Consider the following 20,860-nt stretch of genomic DNA (forward strand, 5'->3'; position numbering starts at 1 on the left):
CAGGATGCAGGCCGCCAAGGCAGCGTAAGTGGATAATTGTCCAACCTTCGGGGGGCATACCAGAGCGTGGGAACGATAGTCAGCGGAGTTTCAGTCCCGTCTTCCGGGCTCTCCAGGACGACTGTGTCACCATGAGCGCTGAGCGTATAAACGGGTAATCACGATCAAACCCGCGCCTGCACGTTCACCCAATACCGGGTGAAGCGTTGTACATGCACAGGGAGGGCGAGTTCCAGCATGTCGAGGATGCGCTCGCTGTCGGCCAGCGGATAGCTGCCGGAAATCAGCAGGTTGGCGACTTTCGCGTCGCAGTTCAAACGACCGCGTCGATAGCGACCCAGCTCGGCAAGGAAGTCGGACAGCTTCATGCGCGATGCCACCAGCATCCCGTCCGCCCACGCGCCACTGCCCGCATCTATCGGTTTCACGCTGTCCCAGGCATCACGGCTGAAGGTCACTTGCTGGCTGGCCCGCAGCATCAAACCCGGGCCGCTCCTGCCGAGCGGGGCTATTTCAAGGGCTCCGGCAAACACCGCCAATTGCGTGCGCCCGTCCAGCTGGCGCAGGTTGAAACGGCTGGCCCCCGTCGACGCCCTGACCGTGCCTTCGGTGCTCAGCAGGCTCAGCGGGCGGCTGTCCGCCGAGGCGCTGATAAGGATTTCGCCCTGTAATAGCTTGATCAGGCGCTGCTGAGCATCAAAACGCACATCGACCGCGCTGGCCGTATTCAACTGCACCTGACTGCCATCGCTCAATGCCACCTTGCGCTGCTCGCCAACGCCACTATTGTAGTCAGCCAGCAAGGGTTGCAGGGCGATCTGCTCGCGCAGGCTCCAGCCCGCTGCCGAGCCTGCGCCCAGCAACAACAGCAGTTTCAGAGCGTGCCGACGGCTGGCGGATTTCGGCGCATTGAGTGCCGCATGCGCCAGCGGCGAGGACAGCCCGCTGATGCGCTGATTGACCCGCTGCATATGCGCCCAGGCCCGCTGATGTTCAGCGTTGCCATTGAGCCAGAGCTGCCAGGCCTGCTGACGACGCGCATCCAGCGTGCCTTCCTGCATTTCCAGCAGCCAGCCGACCGCTTGCTGCGCCACGCCAGGCGAGATGTCGGATTTGTTCAAGGACTCGTTGCTCGGGTTCATAAGGCGAAATAGCAGCGCAATGCGGCCTTGTTCAGATGGCGCTTGACCGTTGCGATGGAGATGCCCAGTTCGGCGGCAATCTGGCCGTGGCTCAACCCGTCGACCTGCGACATCAGGAACGCCCGCTTGACCAGCACGGGCAGGCCGTCCAGCAGTTGATCGAGTTCCACCAGGGTTTCGAGAATGATTGCCCGCTCTTCTTCCGAAGGTGCCACGCATTCCGGCAGCTCGGCCAGCGCCTGGTAGTAGGCGTGCTCCAGGTCCTGACGCCGGTAGTGATTGCACAACACACGTTTGGCAATCGTCGTCAGAAAGGCGCGAGGCTCGACGATCTGCTGCGTATCGCGTGCGCCCAATACCTTGATGAAGGTGTCCTGGGCCAGATCCGCTGCGCTGTGCGGGCAGCCGAGCCTGCGCCGCAACCAGGTCGTCAGCCAGGTGTTGTGTGCCCTGTACAGGCTTTCGACAGTGTGATTGAGAGCGGAGTGGGCGATGGGCATCACGGGGGAACAATCCACGGGGACTCGTTGATGGCGTGGATTCTGGCAGACTCTTTTGCGTATGAGAATATTTATCATTAATATTGCGGTTCATTTATCCCGCTCAGGGACGAATGGCGCAAACAGCTGGCATTCATCGCGGCCTCTTCCCGAAGGCTAGTGATCCGGCTTCCCAGGTTTCACGAATCAATGAAGACCCTTTGATGGATGTCACCACCGCAAGCGGTTCGCTGCCGGAAAAACGCATGGCGAAAGTCAGAAGCAAGGGCCTGACGGTTGCTTATCGGCTTGCCGTTACCTCGCGGGCGCTGGCAGCCGTGTTTGCCGGTTATCTGCTCGCCTCAGTGGTCAGCATCTGCGTTGCGCATTGGCTGCCCATCCCCCGCGCCGAAGCAGTGGTGACAGGCATGATGCTGTCCTTTCTGGTTTATCTGGTCGCGGTGCTCTGGTGTTTTGCCTGCCGCACGGCGTTGCAGGCCTGGGTCGGAGTGCTAGCGCCGTGCGCATTGCTGGCGGCTGCCTGCGCCTGCGGTCGGTGGCTATTGTGAAAGAGGGTTTTCGTCAGTCGATGGCCTGGTTGCACACCTGGGTCGGTTTACTGTTCGGCTGGCTGTTGTTCGCGATTTTTCTGACCGGCACGCTTTCCTATTTCAAGGATGAAATTACCCAGTGGATGCAGCCGGAAATTCCGGTGCGCGTCCTTGATGCCGGTGCCAGCGTGCAGCGGGCTCAGGATTATCTGCAAAGCCACGCCGCCGGGGCTACGCGCTGGTTCATCAGCCTGCCGGACGAGCGCACGCCGGGCCTGACGGTTGGCTGGCTGACCGAAGGCAATCAGGGCCAGCGCAACAACTTCGTGCGCAAGCTGCTCGACCCGCAAACCGGCAGCGAGGTGCAGGCACGCGACACGCGCGGCGGTGATTTCTTCTACCGTTTTCACTATCAACTGCAGATGCCTTATCCCTGGGGACGCTGGCTGGCGACGAGCGCCGCGATGGTGATGTTCGTTGCGTTGATCACCGGCATCATCATTCACAAAAAAGTCTTCAAGGAATTCTTCACGTTTCGTCCACGCAAGGGCCAGCGTTCCTGGCTGGATGGGCATAACGCGCTTGGCGTGCTGGTGTTGCCGTTCCATCTGATGATCACTTACAGCAGTCTGGTGATCTTCATGTCGATGGTGATGCCCGCGAGCATCCTCAGCCAGTACGACACGGTTCAAGCGTTCTACCGCGAAGCCTATCCGTCCCCGGAAATGCTCAAGCGAGAAGGCAAACCTGCGCCGCTGGTAGCACTTGCACCGTTGGTCAATGCGGCGAACGCGAAGTGGGACGGCGGTCAGGTGGGGCGGGTGATCGTCAATAATCCGGGCGACAGCACCGCCTCGGTTCTGCTGACGCGTGATGACAAGGGCAGCATCGTGCCGGATCGGGGCGGGGCGCTGACGTTCAGCGGGTCGAGCGGCGCGTTGCTGAACGAAGTGCCCGAGCGCCCGGTCGCGCTGCTGATTTCCAGCGGGATGTACGGTTTGCATGTAGGCCATTTCGCCGAGCCGCTGCTGCGCTGGCTGTACTTCATTTTCGGGGTCGCCGGAACCGCAATGATCGGCACCGGGCTGGTGATGTGGCTGGGCAAGCGTCAGCTCAAGCACGCCAAAACCGGCGTGCTGCCACTGGAGTTGCGTCTGGTGGAAGTGCTGAACATCGCCAGCATGTCCGGGTTGATGATTGCCGTGGCCAGCTTCTTCTGGGCCAATCGTCTGCTGCCTTCGGGTTTCATCGGGCGTGCCGATTGGGAAGTCAGCGTGTTCTTCACATGCTGGGCGTTGTCAGTGCTGCACGCCCTGGTGCGCAAAGGGCGCATTGCATGGCGCGAACAACTGGGGCTGGGCGCGGTGCTGTTTGCCGGGCTGCCGCTGCTCGATCTGCTGACCAGCGGCCGCTATCTGCTGGGTTCGCTGATGTCGGGAAGCTGGGTAATGACGGCCTTTGACCTGACGGCGCTGGTCACGGGGCTGTTCCTTGGCTGGGCAGCGCTGAAATTCAAAGCGCTACCCGCCGCCGAAACAGCCCGCGTTGCCTTGCAAGCCATACCTCGGGAGAGCCACTGATGCTGTTGGCTGCCTTGTTGTGCTACGTAGGTTTTACCTGCCTGTGCCTGTCCATGGCGCGCCATTACAGTGAACTGCTCAAAGGCCCGTTGACCGAACGGCGGCGTCGGGCGCTCAAGCTGGTCGGCTGGGGCGCGCTGCTGTTGTCGTCATGGGCGGCGGTTCAGGCCGATGGCTGGATGATGGGCACCGTGCACTGGTTCGCCGCATTGATGAGCAGCGCGGTGTTGCTGGTTGCGCTGCTGCCGTTCCGGCCGCGTTGGGTGCTGGCGCTGGCAGGATGCGGCGTGCTGCTCAGCCCGTTGGCAGCCGTGAGTCAATTATTGGCCTAACGCCAGCCGGTATTCGCCCGGTGTGGCGCCCACGGCCTGGCGAAACCGATTGCTGAAATGGCTGGCGCTGGCAAAGCCGCAGGCCAGCGCTATCTCGCCTAATGGCTTGCCGGTGCTGCGCAACAACTGGCGAGCCTGTTCGATACGTCGCGCCAATAAGTACTGGTGTGGCGGCAAGCCGAAGCTTTCGCGAAACATTCGCGCGAAGTGGTATTCCGACAGCGCGCACATGCCAGCCAGTTGACCGAGGCTCAGCGGATCGGCGAGGTGCATTTCGATGAAGTCCACCAGATGCCGTCGCAGGTGTGGTGCCAGGCCGCCTTTCAGGCGCAACCCCTCGCGCAACCCTACCTGACTGAGCAACGCATGGCTGACCATCTCGTGCGCCAGGCTGCTGGTCAGCAGACGCTCGCCGGGCTCTGCCCAGTTCAGGCGAATCAACTGCCGGAAGCGTGCTGCTTGTGCGGGGTCTTCCAGAAAGGTGTTTTCCCGCAGTTGCATCTCACGCGGCTCGCGATCCAGTAGTGTCACGCAGCCCAGCGCAAACTGTTCCGGGCTGAAATACAGATGCGCCAGACGGATCTCGCCGTTTACCACCCAGGCGGACTCATGACCGGCAGGCAAGATGCACAGCTTGCCCGGCGCACCCTTCTGGTCGGGTCTGCCGCGCCGAAAGGTCCCGGTGCCGTCCTCGATATAGCACGACAGCGTGTGGTGGGTCGGTGCGTGATATTCCTGCGAGTCATGCCGATTGTTCCACAACGCCGCCACCAACCCGTCGCCCAGCGGCGCGCTCTGCTCCAGATTGGCATTGGGTGAACTGTTCAGGGCCTGAAAGACCTGGATGGATTCAATGGCGGGCATGACGATTCCTCTAGGATTTGTATCCTACTCGCTGGCGACGCCGCTGCCAGTAGCGCCTGACGCAAATGCGCAAGATTGTGCAAGCGCTGGCAGAACGGCACGCAGCAGACTGATGGCTCATCAAGGAGCCTGCACCATGAACATTTCGCTTTATCTGCTGACTGTGCTGATCTGGGGTACGACCTGGATCGCCCTGAAACTTCAACTCGGCGATGTCGCGATTCCGGTATCGATCGTCTATCGCTTCGCGCTGGCGGCGCTGGTGCTGTTTGCATTTCTGTTGCTGACAAAGCGTCTGCAACCGGTCAACCGTCGTGGTCAGTTGATTTGTCTGGCGCAAGGCGTGTGCCTGTTCTGCGTCAACTTCATGTGTTTCTACACCGCCAGCCAATGGATACCCAGCGGGCTGATCGCTGTGGTGTTTTCGACCTCGACGCTGTGGAATGCGCTGAATGCGCGGGTGTTCTTTCGCCAGAAAATTGCCGGTAATGTTATGGCCGGTGGTGCCATGGGCCTGATCGGTCTGGCATGTCTGTTCTGGCCCGAGCTGTCCGGGCACAGCGCCAGCCGCGAGACCCTGATCGGTCTGGGCCTGGCCCTGCTGGGCACACTGTGCTTCTCGGCGGGCAACATGCTGTCGAGCCTGCAACAGAAAGCCGGCCTGCGTCCGCTGACTACCAACGCGTGGGGAATGTTCTACGGGGCGACGATACTGGGGCTCTACTGCCTGCTCAGCGGCACGCCGTTCACCTTCGAATGGAACACGCGTTACGTAGGCTCACTGCTGTTCCTGGTTATTCCCGGCTCGGTGATTGCGTTCACCGCCTACCTGACCCTGGTCGGGCGCATGGGGCCGGAACGCGCAGCTTATTGCACTGTGCTGTTTCCGATTGTGGCGCTGAACATCTCGACGTGGGTCGAAGGCTACCAGTGGACCGCGGCTGCCTTGCTCGGGCTTGTGCTGGTGATGGCGGGCAATGTGCTTGTGTTCAGGAAGACCAGGCCGGTTGCCGTCCTGGTCGGCGGCAAACTGGCCTGAGTCGATGTTCATACTCGGTTATAGAGCAGAAACGCCTTAGCCCTTCCACACCTGCGGATTGACCAGGTCCTGCGGCCGCTCGCCCAGCAACGCGTTGCGCAAGTTGTGGTAGGCGCGGTCGGCCATCGCCTGACGAGTTTCAGTAGTGGCTGAGCCGATGTGCGGCAGGGTGACGGCGTTCTTGAGCTGGAACAGCGGCGATTCTTGCAGCGGTTCTTTTTCGTAAACGTCCAGACCGGCACCGCGAATGGTGCCGTTCTGCAGGGCTTCGATCAGCGCAGGCTCGTCGACAATCGGGCCACGGGCGATGTTGATCAGGATGGCGCCGGGCTTCATCAGGCTCAGTTCGCGACGGCCGATCAAATGTTTGGTCTTTTCGCTCAGTGGCACTACCAGGCAGACGAAATCCGCTTCGGCCAGCAGTTGGTCCAGGCTGCGAAACTGTGCGCCCAGTTCCTGTTCAAGTTCGGTCTTACGGCTGTTGCCGCTGTACAGGATCGGCATGTTGAAGCCCAGACGACCACGGCGGGCGATGGCTGCGCCGATATTGCCCATGCCGACGATGCCCAGCGTTTTGCCGTGCACGTCGGTGCCGAAATGCGGAGGCTCGATACTGCGCGTCCACTGTCCGGCCTTGGTGTAGGCATCCAGTTCGGCGACGCGGCGGGCGCTGCTCATGATCAGCGAGAAGCCCAGGTCGGCGGTGCTCTCGGTCAGTACATCCGGCGTATTGGTGAGCAGAATGCCGCGCTCGCTCAGGTAGTCGACATCGTAGTTGTCGTAGCCCACCGAGATGCTGGAGACCACTTCCAGTTTCGCTGCGTTTTGCAGCTGCTCGCGACCCAGCTTGCGGCCGGAGCCGATCAGCCCGTGGGATTCAGGCAAGGCCTCATCAAATTGGGCGTTGATGTCGCCCAGCTTGGGGTTGGGCACGATCACGTTGAAGTCTTGCGCCAGGCGCTCGGCCATTTCTGGAGTAACACGGCTGAAGGCGAGTACGGTTTTTTTCATTGGGCAGTCACTCTTGAGCGGTTGAATGAGTAGCACGCTAACATTCCTCTCCGCTCTTTGGCAGCCGCTTTTTACAGTTGTACGATGTCAGAACGAGGACTTGAGTGCCTGCACATGCAGATCCGCCTCATCGGCCGCGAGAATTTCCGGCAGGGAACCTCGCAGGTATTCGACCCAGGTTCTGATCTTGGCATCCAGATACTGGCGTGACGGATAGATGGCGTACAGGTTCAGCTCCTGCGAGCGGTAATCGGACAATACCCGCACCAGTGTGCCGTTGCGCAGCCCCTCGATCGCCGAGTAGATCGGCAGAATGCCAATCCCCATGCCGCTGGAAATCGCGGTTTTCATGGCATCCGCAGAATTGACCAGCAGCGGCGAGCTGTTGATGGTGACCATCTCCTGACCTTCCGGGCCATCGAACAGCCATTTGTCCAGCGGGAACACCGGGCTGACCAGGCGCAGGCACGCATGATTCAGCAGGTCGGCAGGCTTGTGGGCCATGCCGAAGGTTTTGACGTACTCGGGCGATGCACACACGATGCTATAGGTAATGCCCAGCCGCTGAGACACAAAGCCCGAGTCTGCCAGTTCGCTGGCCAGCACGATCGACACGTCATAGCCTTCTTCCAGCAAGTCCGGCACGCGGTGGGTCATGGTCAGGTCGAACGCGACATCAGGGTGGTTGCGGCGATAACGGGCGATGGCGTCGATCACGTAATGCTGGCCAACGCCGGGCATCGAATGCACCTTTAGTTGCCCGGCCGGGCGGGCATGCGCGTCGCTGGCTTCGGCTTCTGCCTCTTCGACCGAGGCCAGAATCTGCTCGCAGCGCAACAAGTAGCGCTTGCCTGCTTCAGTGAGGGCAATACGCCGGGTGGTTCGGTTGAGCAGGCGCGTCTGTAAATGTGCTTCAAGGTTGGAGACCGCGCGCGAGACGTTGGCGGTGGTGGTATCCAGCACGGCGGCGGCAGCAGTGAAGCTGCCCGCTTGCGCCACGCAACTGAAGGCACGCATGTTTTGCAGGGTGTCCATGGGTACTTCTCTGAGTAGATGGCAAATTGTGACATGAAGTAACGGATGCATGTATCCAGACCAAAGGATTATCGCCGTTTCAGTAACAAAGATTCACAAAACTCCCCGCTTATCGCCGCGTCAAGCGCCGCCTAGAATCGCCGCCATTCAAGGTGTATTACCTCCGTTCGGGAACTCGCAGCTGTGCCGCGTCGCATCATCAGAGGGCTCTGGCCCGTCGGTATCCTGGCTTTTACGCTGGTCCTCAACGGCTGTATCGGAACACATGGAATCAAACCGCAGGGCAGTTTTCTGCACGCGGACAGCCTGGCCACCGATCAGGCGATTCAGAGCGCTGCCCTCGACGCCCATTGGCCCGCAGCGCAATGGTGGCGTGCCTATGGCGATGCGCAACTCAATCACTGGGTCGATATTGCTACGCTTGGCAGCCCGGGTCTGGCGCTGGCCGCTGCCCGTGTGCGCCAGGCAAGAGCGATGGCGCAGATCGCCGAGTCATCCGAGTCGGTGCAGGTGCAGGGCAGTGCCAGCCTGATGCGCCACGACTGGCCCGAGGATCAGTTTTATGGTCCCGGAGCGCTGGCCGATACTCGCACCTGGGACAACAATGCGTCGCTGGGCCTGAGCTACGCGCTGGATCTGTGGGGGCGTGAACGCAACGCCAGCGAGCAGGCCCTTGATCTGGCGCACGTGAGTGCTGCCGAGCAGCGTCAGGCGCAGCTCGAATTGCAGGAAAACGTGGTTCGCGCCTACATCCAGCTGGCCCTTGAATACGCCCGACTGGACATCGCCGAGGCAGCGCTGGCCCAGCAGCAACAGATACTCGATCTGGCGCAGCGTCGCCTCAAGGGCGGGATCGGCACGCATTTCGAGATCAGCCAGGCCGAAACGCCATTGCCCGAGGCCCACCGGCAGATTGATGCGCTGCAAGAGGCCATCGCCCTGAGCCGCAATCAGCTGGCCGCGCTGGCAGGCAAGGGGCCGGGAGAGGGCGCGGCGCTGCAACGGCCCACGCTGTCGTTGCATACCGAGCTGAAATTGCCGTCGGCATTGCCCGCTGAACTGCTGGGGCAGCGGCCTGATGTGGTGGCCGCGCGCTGGCAGGTTGCGGCGCAGGCGCGCGGTATCGACGTCGCACATGCGGGCTTTTATCCCAATGTCGATCTGGTCGGCAGCCTGAGCTACATGGCCACGGGCGGCGGCATGCTGGAGTTTCTGACCGGCAGCAAGCTGGGTTACAAGGTCGGGCCAGCCATCAGCTTGCCGATTTTTGACGGCGGGCGCTTGCGGGCGCAGCTGGGTCAGGCGTCGGCCGCTTATGACCAGGCCGTGGCGCGTTACAACCAGACGCTGGTGATGGCGTTGAAAAGTATTTCCGACCAGCTTATTCGTCGCGCCTCGATGGACAAGCAACAGGCATTGGCCGCCGAGTCGGTGGCGTCGGCACAAAAGACCTACGACATCGCGTTGATCGCCTGGCAGCGCGGGCTGACCGATTACCTGAACGTGCTCAATGCGCGCACGCAGCTGTTTCGCCAGCAGCAGATTCAGCAACAGGTCGAGGCTGCGCGCCTTAATGCCTATGCCGGGCTGGTGGTAGCGCTGGGCGGGGAGAGCGGCGGTTGCCATTCTTCAGGCACCACTGCTGATCTTGAGTGTGCGAAATGATTGCTGCCTTTGAGCGCGTGACCGCTTTGCCTTGGCGTCGTGAATTTCGTAGTTGGGCGCGCAGTGACGGGGTGACCTGGGTTTACCTTTTCAAGGTATTGATCGCTGCATTTCTGACGTACTGGCTGGCTCTGCGCCTGGAGTTGCCGCAGCCGCACACGGCGATTATCACCGTGTTCATCGTCATGCAGCCGCAGAGCGGGCAGGTGTTCGCCAAAAGTTTTTACCGCCTGCTGGGTACGCTGGCCGGGTCGGCCATGATGGTGCTGCTGATGGCCCTGTTTGCGCAGAACCCGCTGCCGTTTCTCGGCAGCCTGGCGCTTTGGGTCGGTATCTGTTCCGCAGGTGCGGCGCGTTATCGCAACTTTCGTGCTTACGGCTTCGTGCTGGCGGGGTATACGGCCGCGATGGTAGGGCTGCCCGCCCTGGCGCATCCCGAAGGTTCATTCATGTCAGCGGTGTGGCGAGTGCTGGAAATCACCCTGGGGATCCTCTGTTCCACTGCGGTGAGTGCGGCGATCCTGCCACAGAGTTCCAGTGCCGCCATGCGCAATGCGCTGTACCAGCGCTTCGGCGTATTCGCCCGTTTCATGGCCGAGGGTTTGCGCGGGGAGACCGCACGCACGGCATTTGAAACTGGAAACGTGCGCTTCGTCGCCGAGGCCATCGGTCTGGAAGGGCTGCGCAGCGTCACAGTGTTCGAGGACCCGCACATGCGTCGGCGCAACGGGCGTCTCAATCGCTTGAACAGCGAGTTCATGGCCGTTACGACGCGCTTCAATGCACTGCATCAGTTGCTTGAACGGCTACGTCTGGAACGCGCCGATACCGTGTTGAAGTACATCGATCCCGGTCTTGAAACCCTCGCAGAACTGCTCGATGGCTTCGCCGACCGCGCGTTGACCAACGATGATGCTGCGCTGCTGGTCACGCGCCTTGAGACGTGCAGGGCGCAGTTGCCCGAGCGGGTCAGAAGCCTGCGCGCCGAGCTGGAGCACACCCTGCCGAGCGACGCCGAACGACTCGATTTTCATACGGCGTTCGAGCTGCTGTACCGGCTGGTCAGCGAGCTGCATGATTACGCACTGACCCACGCATCGCTGGCCGATCACACCCATGCGCGTGAGCAGTGGAACGCGTCATTCGTGCCGCGTACCCACTTGATGACAGCCCTTGCGTCTGGAGCCCGCGCGACCTGCGTAGTCGGCCTGATGAGTGCCTATTGGGTGCTGACGGCCTGGCCCAGCGGCGCGAGCATGGTCCTGGCTTCGGCGGCAACCGTCGCGCTGTCGTCGACCACCCACAACCCCAGACGCATGTCGCTGCAGATGGCTGGCGGCACGATGCTCGGCGCACTGCTGGGTTTTGTCGAAACCTTTTTTCTGTTCCCGCACATCGACGGCTTCCCGCTGCTGTGCCTGCTATTGGCCCCGGTGTTTGTGCTCGGCGCCTTTCTGGGTTCACGTCCGCAGTGGACGGGATACGGCCTGGGGCTGCTGATTTTTTTCAGCCTGGGCTCGGTGCCGGACAACCTGACGGTCTACAACCCTTACACCTTCATCAACGATTACCTCGCGATGGTCATCGGCATGCTCATCTGTGCCGCAGCGGGGGCAATCATCCTGCCACCCAACAGCCGCTGGATGTGGCAGCGTCTGGAGCAGGCCTTGCGCAATCAGGTGGTGTTTGCGATTGGCGCACCGCTCAAGCGTCTGGGTTCAAGCTTCGAAAGCCAGACCCGCGACCTGATGCATCAGGCGTACGGTCTGGCGAGCAGCAAACCCCAGGTGCAGCGCGAGCTGTTGCGCTGGATGTTCGTGGTGCTGGAAATCGGCCACGCTATTATCGAGCTGCGCCGCGAACAGGCAATTCTGCCGATTCATCCCGCCTACGCCGAATACCAACCTTGGCGCATCGCGTTGCGCGTCATGGGGCGCGCCTTGGTACGCCTGTTCATCCAGCCCGATGCGGTCAATCTGCAGCGCGGCCTGTCGGCGGTCGATCAGGCGATCAAGCGGGTACAGGACGCTGATGAGCCGTTCGCCTCGCATTTCGACACGTCGGTGCTGCGCCGGGTGAAAAGTTACCTGCACTTTATCCGCACCTCGCTGTTGGACCCGCAATCGCCGCTGGCCGCTTATGGCGTCGAGTGCACCGCTTCAGGAATGGCTCATGCCGCGTGAGATAGCTTTCCACGGTCTTTACATGCCGACCCTGACACTGATGTTTCTACTTGCCGCCGGCCTGGCGTGGGCGCTGGATCGCCTGCTGGCCGGTTTTGACCTGTACCGGCATTTCTGGCACCCGGCGTTACTGCGTCTGTGCCTGTTTATCTGCATCTTCGGCGCGCTGGCGCTGCCCCTTTATCGTTGACGCCTGAGTCGAGAAATATCCGCATGAAAAAGTTTTATAGCCTGCTTGCCACGTTGCTGGTGCTGGCGATCGCGCTCTGGGTCGGTCGTACGCTGTGGGTCGACTACATGGATACGCCGTGGACCCGTGATGGCCGGGTACGCGCCGATATCATCAATGTGGCCGCCGATGTGTCCGGCACCGTGGTCGATGTGCCGGTGCACGACAATCAACGGGTAAAACGCGGCGATTTGTTGATGCAGATCGACCCGGATCATTATCGGATCGCAGTCCGCCAGGCGCAGGCATTGCTGGCTTCACGTAAGGCGACGTGGGAGATGCGCAAGCTCAACGCGAAGCGCCGTGCCGACATGGATGAACTGGTCATCTCGGCAGAAAACCGTGACGACGCGAGCAATGTCGCCACCTCGGCGCTGGCCGATTACCAATTGGCGCAAGCGCAGCTGGAAGCGGCCGAACTGAACCTGTCCCGCACGCAGGTATTGGCGGCGGTGGACGGTTATGTCACCAACCTCAATGTCCATCGTGGCGACTATGCACGCATTGGCGAAGCGAAGATGGCCGTGGTCGATATGAACTCGTTCTGGGTCTACGGTTTTTTCGAGGAAACCAAGTTGCCGCACCTGAGCGTGGGCGATCCTGCCGATATGCAGTTGATGAGCGGCGAGGTGCTCAAAGGCCATGTCGAAAGCATCGCACGCGGTATTTACGACCGCGACAACCCGCAAAGTCGTGAATTGATCGCTGATGTGAACCCGACCTTCAACTGGGTGCGTCTGGCCCAGCGCGTGCCGGTGCGCATTCATCTGGACGCGGTACCGGAAGGCGTATTGCTGGCGGCGGGGATGACCTGCACGGTGATTGTCAGGCCGCTAGACGGCTGATGATCGAGGACGCAGAGCGTCCAGAACGGCATGCGACGCGGAGCGCACGATAATTGCGATGATCGCTCCCTACGCTCCAGCATTGGGATTGACGAATCGGAGCGTCGCACGATAGGCAGGTGGTCGTTCCGCACGCTCCAGCGTGGGAATGCAGTTCGTGACGCTCTGCGTCACAAGTCGGTGTTCAATCCAAAGCGTTTTCTCAGGCCCATATCCAGTAGCCCTTTGGGCAGCAACCACGCCATCAGCGGCAGCAGGCGTGAGCCGTTGCCCAGGCGCAGCAGGCGTGGCGGATGGGTTTGTTGCACGGCTTTGAGCAGGTCGCGGGCAAATTCTGTAGCAGGAGTAGGGTTGTCCAGTGAAGCCTTTGCACGTGCGCGAATGCCTTCGCGGATAGGCCACCAGGGTGATTGTTCACTGATCAACTGTTCGGCTTCATGACTGGCATTTTTTGCGAAGCTTGACGCAATGGCGCCGGGCTGGACCTCCATCACCTGTACGCCAAATGGTGCCAACTCCAGACGTAGCGCATCGCTGAGGGCATGTACCGCGGCCTTGGAAGCACAGTAAGCACCTGCAAACGGGGTGACCAATACACCTGAAACGCTACCGATATTGACTACCAGGCCTTTGTTGCGACGCAGCGCCGCAAACAGCGCGTGGGTAACGCCGATGACGGAAAACACATTGGTTTCAAACTGCCGCTGCAAGGCCTCCACGCCGCCGTCGAGCAGCGGCCCCATCGCGCCATAGCCAGCGTTATTGATCAACACATCCAGACCGCTGTGCTCCAGCCCGGCGGCCAGTTGCTCCAGCGCCAGTCCGTCGTTGACATCCAGCTGCACGGCAATGAAGCCCGCGGCACTGAGTGCAGCGACATCCTCGGCCTTGCGTGCAGTGGCCCAGACTTCATAGCCAGTAGCTTTGAACGCATCGGCCAGTGCACGACCGATTCCGCTGGAACAGCCTGTAATCAAAGCGATGGGCATGAGGGAGATCCTTGTGATCAGTCCGAGAAGCTGCCTTGCAGATGTTCTGCGCGAAATTCCAGGGTTTGCGGGCGATAGCCATTGCGCAGTGCAGGCAGCGGCACGCAATCCTGCCACGTACCTTTGGCCTGAAGTTCGCCGGGGCCGCGGTAGCGTGCAGAGGTGTAGGTGTTGTCCGCCAGATTCACCGAGTCGCCGGGCGCATAGGCCGCGATCCGCCAGCGCAGCTCCTGCAATGCAACCTGGTTGGTATTGGTGATGCTGACCTGCAACGGACGATCTGCCGGGCAGTTTTGCGGATCGTAACTCAGGCGCATATCCAGACGCTCAAGCTGGCGTGTTTCCCGGCTGTCCTGCCAGATGACGATGGCCGCCACCGCCCCAAGCCCGACCGCCGCAGCCAGCGAGACGGGCAAGGCCTTCGCCGGGTAGCTGAGCAGAAGGATGAGCCAGGTCAGGATCAACAGGATGCCGATAAACATGCAGGTCTCCAGCAAAGGTAATGCTGGACATCCTACAGAACCTGGGAGGGGGACGTCGCGCAAATGAAAAGCCCCCGACAACTCTCTGCGTATAAATCTGCGCAAAGAGTTGTCGAGGGCTGTGTTACCTGTAGCGTGCAGCTAAAACCCTATCAACGAGCGATAGTTTGCGTCTTCACACCCGCTTCCAGCGCGTTCGAACGACCATAGATATCTTCGAAACGCTCGATATCGTCTTCGCTCAGGTAGCTGCCCGATTGCACTTCGATGATTTCCAACGGGATCTTGCCTGGGTTGCGCAGGCGGTGGACCGAGGCGATCGGGATGTAGGTGGACTGGTTTTCGGTGAGCAGGAACACGTTTTCGTCACAGGTGACCTGCGCAGTACCGGATACCACGATCCAGTGTTCGGCGCGGTGGTGGTGCATCTGCAGTGACAGGCAAGCGCCTGGCTTGACGGAGATGCGCTTGACCTGGAAGCGACCGCCCATGTCTACCGAATCGTAGGAGCCCCACGGACGGTACACTTCGAGGTGGTTCTGGGTCTCGGTGCGGCCCTGTTCGTTGAGGGTGGCGACCATCTGCTTGACGCCCTGGACCTTGTCCTTGTGGGCAATCATCATCGCGTCCTTGGTTTCGACGACCACGATGTTGTCCAGACCGATCACGGATACCAGTTTGCCGTTGCCGTGGATCATGCAGTTGCGGCTGTCCTGAATAACCACGTCGCCCTTGGTGACGTTGCCATTGGCGTCCTTGGCGTTGACTTCCCACAGCGACGACCAGCAGCCGACATCGCTCCAGCCAGCCGACAGCGGCACAACACAGGCGCGCTGGGTTTTTTCCATGACCGCGTAGTCGATGGAGTTGTCCGGGCAGCAAGCAAACGTGGATGAATCGATTTCCAGCGCATCGCCGTCCTGCACACTGCGCTCAAGGGTCAGCAGGCAGGTGTCGTAGATGTCCGGATCGTGCTTTTTCAGCTCTTCCAGGAAGCGGCTGGCGCGGAACAGGAACATGCCGCTGTTCCAGTAGTAACCACCGGCTTCGACGAATTCCCTGGCGCGTTTTTCGTCAGGCTTTTCGACGAACTGCGACACGCGGCTGACGCCTTCGGGCAGCAGGGCATCGGCGGTGGACTTGATGTAGCCATAGCCGGTTTCAGGCTTGTTGGCCGGTACGCCGAACAGCACCATTTCGCCGCGTTCTGCGGCTACGGTTGCCAGTGCCAGTGCGCGTTGCAGGGCTTTCTGGTCTTCGATGACGTGGTCGGCTGGCAGCACCAGCATCAGGCCGTCGTTGCCTTCGTTGACCAGCTTCATGGCGGTCAGGGCAACGGCTGGTGCCGTGTTGCGGCCGAACGGTTCCATGAGGATCGCCTGGGTTTCCAGGTTCAGCGCAGCGAGTTGCTCGTTGACGATGAAACGGTGGTCCTTGTTGCAGACCACGATAGGCTCCTGCATGCCTTCGAACACCAGACGCTCCAGGGTTTGCTGGAACAGGGTGTGCTCGCCGGTCAGTGCCAGGAACTGTTTAGGGAACTGTTTACGCGAAAGCGGCCAGAGTCGTGAACCACTACCGCCTGACAAGATAACTGGAATCATTTTGTTTCTCCAAAAGCATTCAATTAGGGCCGTACGAGGTGTCTGTCGTTTCTGTCTTGTTCTTGTTCCGCGCGGGTCGGTTCAGCGCTGATGCCCTGAACCGACCTGCATAATCCGTTTAGCGGGTTGCGACCGGTGGCTTGACCCACACTGGCGAGAGGCTGCTGCCACTGCCGGTGATGTAGAGCACAGCGGCTTCGCCACGCTCCAGTGCCACTGGTTTCACATCGGTGACTTTCTTGTCGCCGTCGTACAGCGCCAGGCTGACTTTGACCGGGTTTATCTCACGCTCGCCGGTGCCTTTGGCCGCTACAGCGTTGACCACTTCGGTCTTGCCGTCGGCGGTTTTCAGAGTCAGGGACTTGTCGCTGAGGTTCTGAACGCGAACCAGGGATTTCTGCTTGTTCTTGAACGGCGGCTCTTCAACCAGCTGCGGTTTGCCGCTGGCGTTGTTGACGATGGTGTAGTAGTGATCACCCGCCAGTTTCACCGGCAGGCTCTGGCTGCCCAGCTTGGCGGTGTAGTCGCCCTGTGGCATGAAGCTGAACGCAGTGCTGCCCAGTGGCGCGACTTCGTTGAGGTTGGTGTTGCCAACGGTGGCGCTGATTTCGGCGTTGCTGGCGTTGTAGACACGCACGAAGGTCGAGCCTTTTGGTGCGGTCGGGCCGTACAGGGCGGAGTCACCGGCGAAAGCTTGCAGGGACATCAGGCCCAGACCTGCGGCCATTGCGCAGGTTTTGAAAATGCGTTTTGCGGCCGAACGGTTGGCAGTAGTGTTAAAAGTCATGAGTCAGTCCTCTCAGTTTTGCGCCCGGTTGGGCGACTCGGATTGTTTGGCGTTGAGCGCCACGTTTTCTTGGGTGTCACGCGATTTCTTCAGCTCGGCGATCCACTTCGGATCGAACTCGCCAAGATCGTTGTGTGCCGGCAGGTAGCGCTCCGGGAATTCCCAGATCACCACTTGCGGCGGGGTGTTCTTGAAAGCATCGGTCTGCAGGTACTTGAGCATCGGCAGAATCGGGCCATGGCCGTCTTCGGCGTAGTTGACGACATCGCTGCGCAGCGCTTCTTTCAAGGCCCCGACGAAGTTCCAGTTAGGGTTGGCGCTGTAGCTGGTACCCACCAGACCCACCGGGATGTCGCTGTCTGCGAACAGTGCGTCACCGCCTGCCGCTTCGCCTGCTACCGGATCGGTACTGCGTTTCTGCAACTCGTCCGGCTTGGGCAGCATGTTGCTGAACAGCGGATCGAGCGGCAGGAATGNGAACTGCTCAGGTTCGCCTTCCAGTGGTGTTTTCTGGGCAATCGCGGCGCTCAGTTGCTGCGCGGCGACTTCGGCACCCATTGGCGTCCAGTGGGTGTCGGTGCGCAGGAAAACCTGGCCCTGTTGCTTGGCAGCTTGCAGCGGTGCCAGCAGGTCCGGGGCAAAGATCCCGGCCTTGGCGACCTGAGCGTGGAACTGCTGATACAGGTCGGTGTGCAGGCTGGCAGGCTTGCTGTCACCGATGTGCTCCGGGTACAGACGGGTTTTTGCCGGAACAATCGCCAGGACCAGTTTGGTGCCCTGTTTTTCCAGCGCGTCACGCACACCCTGAATGATCGCCAGGTTGTCGGCTTCGTTCTGCTCGCCGTTGGCAACCGCGTCGAACTCTTCGTCGGTGTACAACCACTGGTCCTTGCCAAGCACAACACCCGGACGACCTTCGTTGAACAGTTTGAAGTCCAGCGCTGCCCACAGGTTGGTGCCCAGACGCTTGATCGGGAACTCATCGTCGTAATGAGTTTCCGCCGCCTTGGTCCACTTGCCGTTGAGCACGGTGGTCTCGGCCGAGGTCGAGAACGTGCTGAAACTGCGCAGCGACCAGACGCCCAGGACCAGCAGAATGGCCAGGAAGATGGCGATATAGAGGATTCGTAATGAACGGGTCATGTCAGGCTCCTCAGAACTGGAAGTAAAGGAACGGCGAGAAGCTTTGCGCCGAGAGTTTGAGAATCGAGGCCACGAACAGCAGCAGGATCAGTGCACGCATGGCGTAACGTGGCCAGTCGGCAACCCAGTACGCGGGCTGCACCTGGGCTTCGCTGCCCACGGTGTAGCCTGGCAGGTGCAGACTGCCGGGAGCATCGCCGGGAACGGCCTTGATGGTGCCCGGTTGTGCGGTCGCAGGACCGTCAGCCTTGGCGCTCTTGCCGGTGTCTTTTTCGCGGTTCTGGTAGAAGTCGCGCAGACCGAAGAACGCCAGCGTCAGATAAGCCACCACCAGTGTCGCAACTTGCAGACCGGTCAGACTGGCGCGGTTGAGTTCCGAAAGCTGCCACTCGCCGAAGCTGAACATGGCGCTGTACATACGACCGGCGACATGCAGGTTTTCGGCGCGGAAGATGACCCAGCCTATGACCACCAGCAAGAAGGTCAGTGCCCAGCGAATCGGGTTGAAGCTGTAAGGCTTGGTGTTGATGCCGACCGCTTTCTCGATGGCCAGCCACATGCCGTGCCAGGCACCCCAGATGATGTAGGTGACGTTGGCACCGTGCCACAAACCGCCCAGCAGCATGGTCAGGAACAGGTTGCGATAAGTCGCGAACTTGCCGCCACGGTTGCCGCCCAGGGTGATGTACAGGTAGTCACGCAGCCAGGTGGACAGGCTGATGTGCCAGCGACGCCAGAACTCGGTGATCGACTGGCTGATGTAGGGCTGCTTGAAGTTTTCCATGAAGCGGAAACCCATCATCAGACCCAGACCAATGGCCATGTCGCTGTAACCGGAGAAGTCGAAGTACAACTGCGCGGTGTAGGCCAGTGCGCCCAGCCAGGCATCGCCGGTGGTCGGGTTCTGCAGAGCGAAGCAGTGGTCGGCGACCACGGCCAGGGTGTCGGCGATGAACACTTTCTTGATGAAGCCCTGCATGAAGCGCGTGGCACCTTCAGAGAACTTGTCCAGCGTGTGAGTGCGGTTGTTGAACTGGTCGGCCAGGTCGCGGAAACGCAGCACGGGGCCGGCGATCAAGTGCGGGAAGATCGCGACGAATGCAGCGAAGTCGATCAGGTTGCGCGTGGCCGGGGTGTCGCCGCGGTAAACGTCGATGATGTAGCTGATGGACTCGAAGACATAGAACGAGATACCGATCGGCAACAGCACGTGGGTCAGGATGAACGGTTCAAGACCCATCGAGGTCATGGCTGCGTTGATGCTGTCCACACCGAAGTTGGCGTATTTGAAGTAGCCCAGAATACACAGGTCCACGATTACGCCGAGCAGCAGCCAGCGCTGTGCCGGTTTGGTCCGCACACCTGCTGCGCCTACCTTTAGACCGATCCAGTAGTTCCAGACGGTCACGCCGACGAACAACGCCAGAAAGTCCACACGCCACCAGGCGTAGAAGATATAGCTGGCAATCAGCAACAGCAGATTGCGATAGCGTTGCCCGCTCAGGTAGTACAAGCCGAGGAAGATCGGCATGAACAGGAACAGGAACACGTTGGATGAGAAAACCATCCTTATCTCTCCGTTTGTTCAACATTCAAGGGCTCAAAGCCCCCCCAAACCCCCCGTTGAAATTGGGGGGTAAAACACGTCGCGTTACGGCTTGTCGGTGAAGCAGCTCAGGCGAGGTCCGGTCTCATGGATGCATCGCTTGGGCGTGGGGCTTCGCGGACAAGTCCGCTCCTACAAATAACAACAGTGAATCAGGAGCCGTCGTTATCGCCCTTGTCGCCTTTCTCGTGCGTCAGGTCGTAAACCTTGGTCAGGTCACCGCCCAGGCGCAAAGTCTTGAACGGCTGCTTTTCGTGTTTCTCTTCCAGCACATCCGGGCTGCAGGTGTAGAGCGAGCAGTACGGTTCGAGCCAGGCGAATTTCGGATCTTTCTTCAGGTCAGTCATGTCCTGTTTCTCGCCGTTGTGTTCAGCGAAAATCGAAGGGTCCTTGACGCCGGCCAGCACACGGTCACCCAGACGCTTCAAGGCACCATTGTTTTCCGGACGCAGATCGACACCGTTGGCCTGGGCGAAACTGGCGATCATCGCGAGGGGCAGCAGTGCGAAATTGTGATACGAAAGCGCGCGTTGACGACGCTTCATCTCGTTAGGCAGGAAACCGTCCTTGTCCACCTGATTGGCGGCGACCTTGTATTCCTTCACAGCCCAGTCGAAGAGGTCCTGTCGATTGGTGGCGACGGCGGTTGCCATCACTGACCAGGCGGCCCAGTACGAGTGGTTGTTGATTTTTTCCAGCGGCAGGTTGCTCCAGTCGCTGACCACCTGGTCGGCCAGCTTGCTGAACCATGCTTCGATGATCTTCGCGTCCTGCTGACGATTGGCCAGCGGATGCGACTCGGAGAACTTCAGACGCAGGTAGGCGGAGGACATGCTGCCCAGTGCCCATTTGCGCATGGACTTGCCGGTGTGGTTGAACTCGCGAGATTCCAGCGCATCGGCCTTGGCCCAGGTAGTCATCATGTTCAGCGCGCAGTCGAGCTGTTCCGGACGACCGTCGCGCATGTACTGCATCACGACTTTGCTGACGCCGCGCTCAAGGTCGTTGATGTCCTTGGTCGCATCGCGAAAGGCTTCTTCCGACACGGCGTTGAGGGTCGCACGTGCCTTGTCCGAACCTTCGTACTTGCTGCGGAAAACCAGCTTGTCGGTGTACGGCTTTGGAATGGCTTCACAGCTGAAATTGTGATCGCCCGTCTTCATTTTTTCGATCGGGGCGTCATAGCCCTTGGGTGGAACCAGTGCGGCGGACGCACCCGTAGCCCAGGCCATCGATGACAGAATTGCCATCGACAGCAGGGTAGGGCGTATCAGTTTAGGAGTCTGCATAAGTC

At 60.4% G+C, this 20,860-nt stretch carries 20 protein-coding genes; 8 read left to right on the plus strand and 12 right to left on the minus strand.

The annotated features are described in order from the left end of the window. Nucleotides 1-164: 164 nt before the first annotated feature. Both AO277_RS13880 and AO277_RS13885 read right to left on the minus strand, forming a co-directional pair. Nucleotides 165-1,142, minus strand: coding sequence for a FecR domain-containing protein (locus AO277_RS13880; protein ID WP_044318232.1), 978 nt, complete (start codon nt 1,140-1,142; stop codon nt 165-167). Further along, complete coding sequence (locus tag AO277_RS13885) at nt 1,139-1,642, minus strand: sigma-70 family RNA polymerase sigma factor (protein WP_004658339.1); 504 nt, start codon at nt 1,640-1,642, stop codon at nt 1,139-1,141. The genes AO277_RS13880 and AO277_RS13885 overlap by 4 nt, the downstream gene beginning before the upstream one ends. A gap of 203 nt (nt 1,643-1,845) precedes the next feature. Between AO277_RS13885 and AO277_RS13890 the strand changes: the two genes are divergently transcribed. The 3 genes from AO277_RS13890 to AO277_RS13900 are packed head-to-tail and all read left to right on the plus strand — an operon-like array spanning nt 1,846 to nt 4,084. Next, nucleotides 1,846-2,190, plus strand: coding sequence for a DUF3649 domain-containing protein (locus tag AO277_RS13890; RefSeq protein ID WP_044318231.1), 345 nt, complete (start codon nt 1,846-1,848; stop codon nt 2,188-2,190). A 20-nt stretch (nt 2,191-2,210) separates the two neighbouring features. Further along, a complete protein-coding gene (locus AO277_RS13895) occupies nt 2,211-3,752 on the plus strand; it encodes a PepSY-associated TM helix domain-containing protein (protein WP_044318234.1) in 1,542 nt (513 codons plus the stop codon). Further along, a complete protein-coding gene (locus AO277_RS13900) occupies nt 3,752-4,084 on the plus strand; it encodes a DUF3325 domain-containing protein (RefSeq protein ID WP_005746032.1) in 333 nt (110 codons plus the stop codon). Before AO277_RS13895 ends, AO277_RS13900 begins: the two co-directional genes overlap by 1 nt. On the opposite strand, the gene AO277_RS13905 is transcribed toward AO277_RS13900, so the two are convergent. After that, entirely contained in the window at nt 4,073-4,948 is an 876-nt protein-coding gene (locus AO277_RS13905; RefSeq protein ID WP_002552237.1) for an AraC family transcriptional regulator, read from the minus strand. The genes AO277_RS13900 and AO277_RS13905 overlap by 12 nt on opposite strands. A 136-nt stretch (nt 4,949-5,084) precedes the next feature. Here AO277_RS13905 and AO277_RS13910 point away from each other — a divergent pair, with 136 nt between their 5' ends. Beyond that, a complete protein-coding gene (locus AO277_RS13910; RefSeq protein ID WP_044318230.1) occupies nt 5,085-5,987 on the plus strand; it encodes a DMT family transporter in 903 nt (300 codons plus the stop codon). A gap of 36 nt (nt 5,988-6,023) precedes the next feature. Here the strand turns inward: AO277_RS13910 and AO277_RS13915 are convergent, their stop codons facing one another. Together AO277_RS13915 and AO277_RS13920 are read right to left on the minus strand one after the other, a co-directional pair. Beyond that, on the minus strand, nt 6,024-6,998 hold the full coding sequence (locus AO277_RS13915; protein ID WP_044318229.1) for a 2-hydroxyacid dehydrogenase: 975 nt from the start codon (nt 6,996-6,998) through the stop codon (nt 6,024-6,026). Nucleotides 6,999-7,085: 87 nt separating this feature from the next. Continuing rightward, nucleotides 7,086-8,033 (minus strand): LysR family transcriptional regulator, encoded by a 948-nt coding sequence (locus AO277_RS13920; protein WP_002552240.1) that lies wholly within the window; start codon nt 8,031-8,033, stop codon nt 7,086-7,088. 183 nt (nt 8,034-8,216) lie between these two features. Between AO277_RS13920 and AO277_RS13925 the strand changes: the two genes are divergently transcribed. The 4 genes from AO277_RS13925 to AO277_RS13940 are packed head-to-tail and all read left to right on the plus strand — an operon-like array spanning nt 8,217 to nt 12,955. Then, nucleotides 8,217-9,698 (plus strand): efflux transporter outer membrane subunit, encoded by a 1,482-nt coding sequence (locus AO277_RS13925; RefSeq protein WP_044318228.1) that lies wholly within the window; start codon nt 8,217-8,219, stop codon nt 9,696-9,698. Further along, nucleotides 9,695-11,881, plus strand: a complete 2,187-nt coding sequence (locus tag AO277_RS13930; protein ID WP_044318227.1) for an FUSC family protein — start codon at nt 9,695-9,697, stop codon at nt 11,879-11,881. Before AO277_RS13925 ends, AO277_RS13930 begins: the two co-directional genes overlap by 4 nt. Beyond that, nucleotides 11,871-12,071, plus strand: coding sequence for a DUF1656 domain-containing protein (locus tag AO277_RS13935; RefSeq protein ID WP_044318226.1), 201 nt, complete (start codon nt 11,871-11,873; stop codon nt 12,069-12,071). Before AO277_RS13930 ends, AO277_RS13935 begins: the two co-directional genes overlap by 11 nt. Nucleotides 12,072-12,094: 23 nt before the next feature. Beyond that, nucleotides 12,095-12,955, plus strand: a complete 861-nt coding sequence (locus AO277_RS13940; RefSeq protein WP_044318225.1) for an efflux RND transporter periplasmic adaptor subunit — start codon at nt 12,095-12,097, stop codon at nt 12,953-12,955. 170 nt (nt 12,956-13,125) lie between these two features. Here the strand turns inward: AO277_RS13940 and AO277_RS13945 are convergent, their stop codons facing one another. From AO277_RS13945 to AO277_RS13975, 7 genes are all read right to left on the minus strand, one after another. Beyond that, nucleotides 13,126-13,944: an SDR family oxidoreductase gene (locus AO277_RS13945; RefSeq protein ID WP_044318224.1), complete on the minus strand. Its 819-nt coding sequence runs from the start codon at nt 13,942-13,944 to the stop codon at nt 13,126-13,128. 17 nt (nt 13,945-13,961) lie between these two features. Continuing rightward, entirely contained in the window at nt 13,962-14,426 is a 465-nt protein-coding gene (locus tag AO277_RS13950; RefSeq protein ID WP_002552246.1) for a hypothetical protein, read from the minus strand. A 152-nt stretch (nt 14,427-14,578) separates the two neighbouring features. Next, nucleotides 14,579-16,030, minus strand: a complete 1,452-nt coding sequence (locus AO277_RS13955) for a mannose-1-phosphate guanylyltransferase/mannose-6-phosphate isomerase (protein ID WP_044318223.1) — start codon at nt 16,028-16,030, stop codon at nt 14,579-14,581. Between the two features lie 118 nt (nt 16,031-16,148). Beyond that, on the minus strand, nt 16,149-16,817 hold the full coding sequence (locus AO277_RS13960; RefSeq protein WP_002552248.1) for an alginate O-acetyltransferase AlgF: 669 nt from the start codon (nt 16,815-16,817) through the stop codon (nt 16,149-16,151). A gap of 12 nt (nt 16,818-16,829) precedes the next feature. Further along, entirely contained in the window at nt 16,830-17,960 is a 1,131-nt protein-coding gene (locus tag AO277_RS13965) for an alginate O-acetyltransferase (protein WP_099259033.1), read from the minus strand. A gap of 10 nt (nt 17,961-17,970) precedes the next feature. Beyond that, the gene (locus AO277_RS13970) at nt 17,971-19,527 is read right to left on the minus strand and encodes an MBOAT family O-acyltransferase (RefSeq protein WP_005732684.1); all 1,557 of its coding nucleotides are present in this window, start codon (nt 19,525-19,527) and stop codon (nt 17,971-17,973) included. Between the two features lie 191 nt (nt 19,528-19,718). Next, nucleotides 19,719-20,855 carry a mannuronate-specific alginate lyase gene (locus AO277_RS13975; RefSeq protein ID WP_044318222.1) on the minus strand — a complete coding sequence of 379 codons (1,137 nt, stop codon included), beginning with the start codon at nt 20,853-20,855 and terminating at the stop codon, nt 19,719-19,721. Between the last annotated feature and the right edge of the window lie 5 nt (nt 20,856-20,860).

It is taken from the genome of Pseudomonas amygdali (assembly GCF_002699855.1).
Lineage (GTDB): Bacteria > Pseudomonadota > Gammaproteobacteria > Pseudomonadales > Pseudomonadaceae > Aquipseudomonas > Aquipseudomonas amygdali.

Excerpts from the sequence above, each read along its gene's own strand:
- AO277_RS13880 (WP_044318232.1), bottom strand. The coding sequence starts at position 1,142 with ATGAACCCGAGCAACGAGTCCTTGAACAAATCCGACATCTCGCCTGGC.
- AO277_RS13885 (WP_004658339.1), bottom strand. The coding sequence starts at position 1,642 with ATGCCCATCGCCCACTCCGCTCTCAATCACACTGTCGAAAGCCTGTAC.
- AO277_RS13890 (WP_044318231.1), top strand. The coding sequence starts at position 1,846 with ATGGATGTCACCACCGCAAGCGGTTCGCTGCCGGAAAAACGCATGGCG.
- AO277_RS13895 (WP_044318234.1), top strand. The coding sequence starts at position 2,211 with ATGGCCTGGTTGCACACCTGGGTCGGTTTACTGTTCGGCTGGCTGTTG.
- AO277_RS13900 (WP_005746032.1), top strand. The coding sequence starts at position 3,752 with ATGCTGTTGGCTGCCTTGTTGTGCTACGTAGGTTTTACCTGCCTGTGC.
- AO277_RS13905 (WP_002552237.1), bottom strand. The coding sequence starts at position 4,948 with ATGCCCGCCATTGAATCCATCCAGGTCTTTCAGGCCCTGAACAGTTCA.
- AO277_RS13910 (WP_044318230.1), top strand. The coding sequence starts at position 5,085 with ATGAACATTTCGCTTTATCTGCTGACTGTGCTGATCTGGGGTACGACC.
- AO277_RS13915 (WP_044318229.1), bottom strand. The coding sequence starts at position 6,998 with ATGAAAAAAACCGTACTCGCCTTCAGCCGTGTTACTCCAGAAATGGCC.
- AO277_RS13920 (WP_002552240.1), bottom strand. The coding sequence starts at position 8,033 with ATGGACACCCTGCAAAACATGCGTGCCTTCAGTTGCGTGGCGCAAGCG.
- AO277_RS13930 (WP_044318227.1), top strand. The coding sequence starts at position 9,695 with ATGATTGCTGCCTTTGAGCGCGTGACCGCTTTGCCTTGGCGTCGTGAA.
- AO277_RS13935 (WP_044318226.1), top strand. The coding sequence starts at position 11,871 with ATGCCGCGTGAGATAGCTTTCCACGGTCTTTACATGCCGACCCTGACA.
- AO277_RS13940 (WP_044318225.1), top strand. The coding sequence starts at position 12,095 with ATGAAAAAGTTTTATAGCCTGCTTGCCACGTTGCTGGTGCTGGCGATC.
- AO277_RS13945 (WP_044318224.1), bottom strand. The coding sequence starts at position 13,944 with ATGCCCATCGCTTTGATTACAGGCTGTTCCAGCGGAATCGGTCGTGCA.
- AO277_RS13950 (WP_002552246.1), bottom strand. The coding sequence starts at position 14,426 with ATGTTTATCGGCATCCTGTTGATCCTGACCTGGCTCATCCTTCTGCTC.
- AO277_RS13955 (WP_044318223.1), bottom strand. The coding sequence starts at position 16,030 with ATGATTCCAGTTATCTTGTCAGGCGGTAGTGGTTCACGACTCTGGCCG.
- AO277_RS13960 (WP_002552248.1), bottom strand. The coding sequence starts at position 16,817 with ATGACTTTTAACACTACTGCCAACCGTTCGGCCGCAAAACGCATTTTC.
- AO277_RS13970 (WP_005732684.1), bottom strand. The coding sequence starts at position 19,527 with ATGGTTTTCTCATCCAACGTGTTCCTGTTCCTGTTCATGCCGATCTTC.
- AO277_RS13975 (WP_044318222.1), bottom strand. The coding sequence starts at position 20,855 with ATGCAGACTCCTAAACTGATACGCCCTACCCTGCTGTCGATGGCAATT.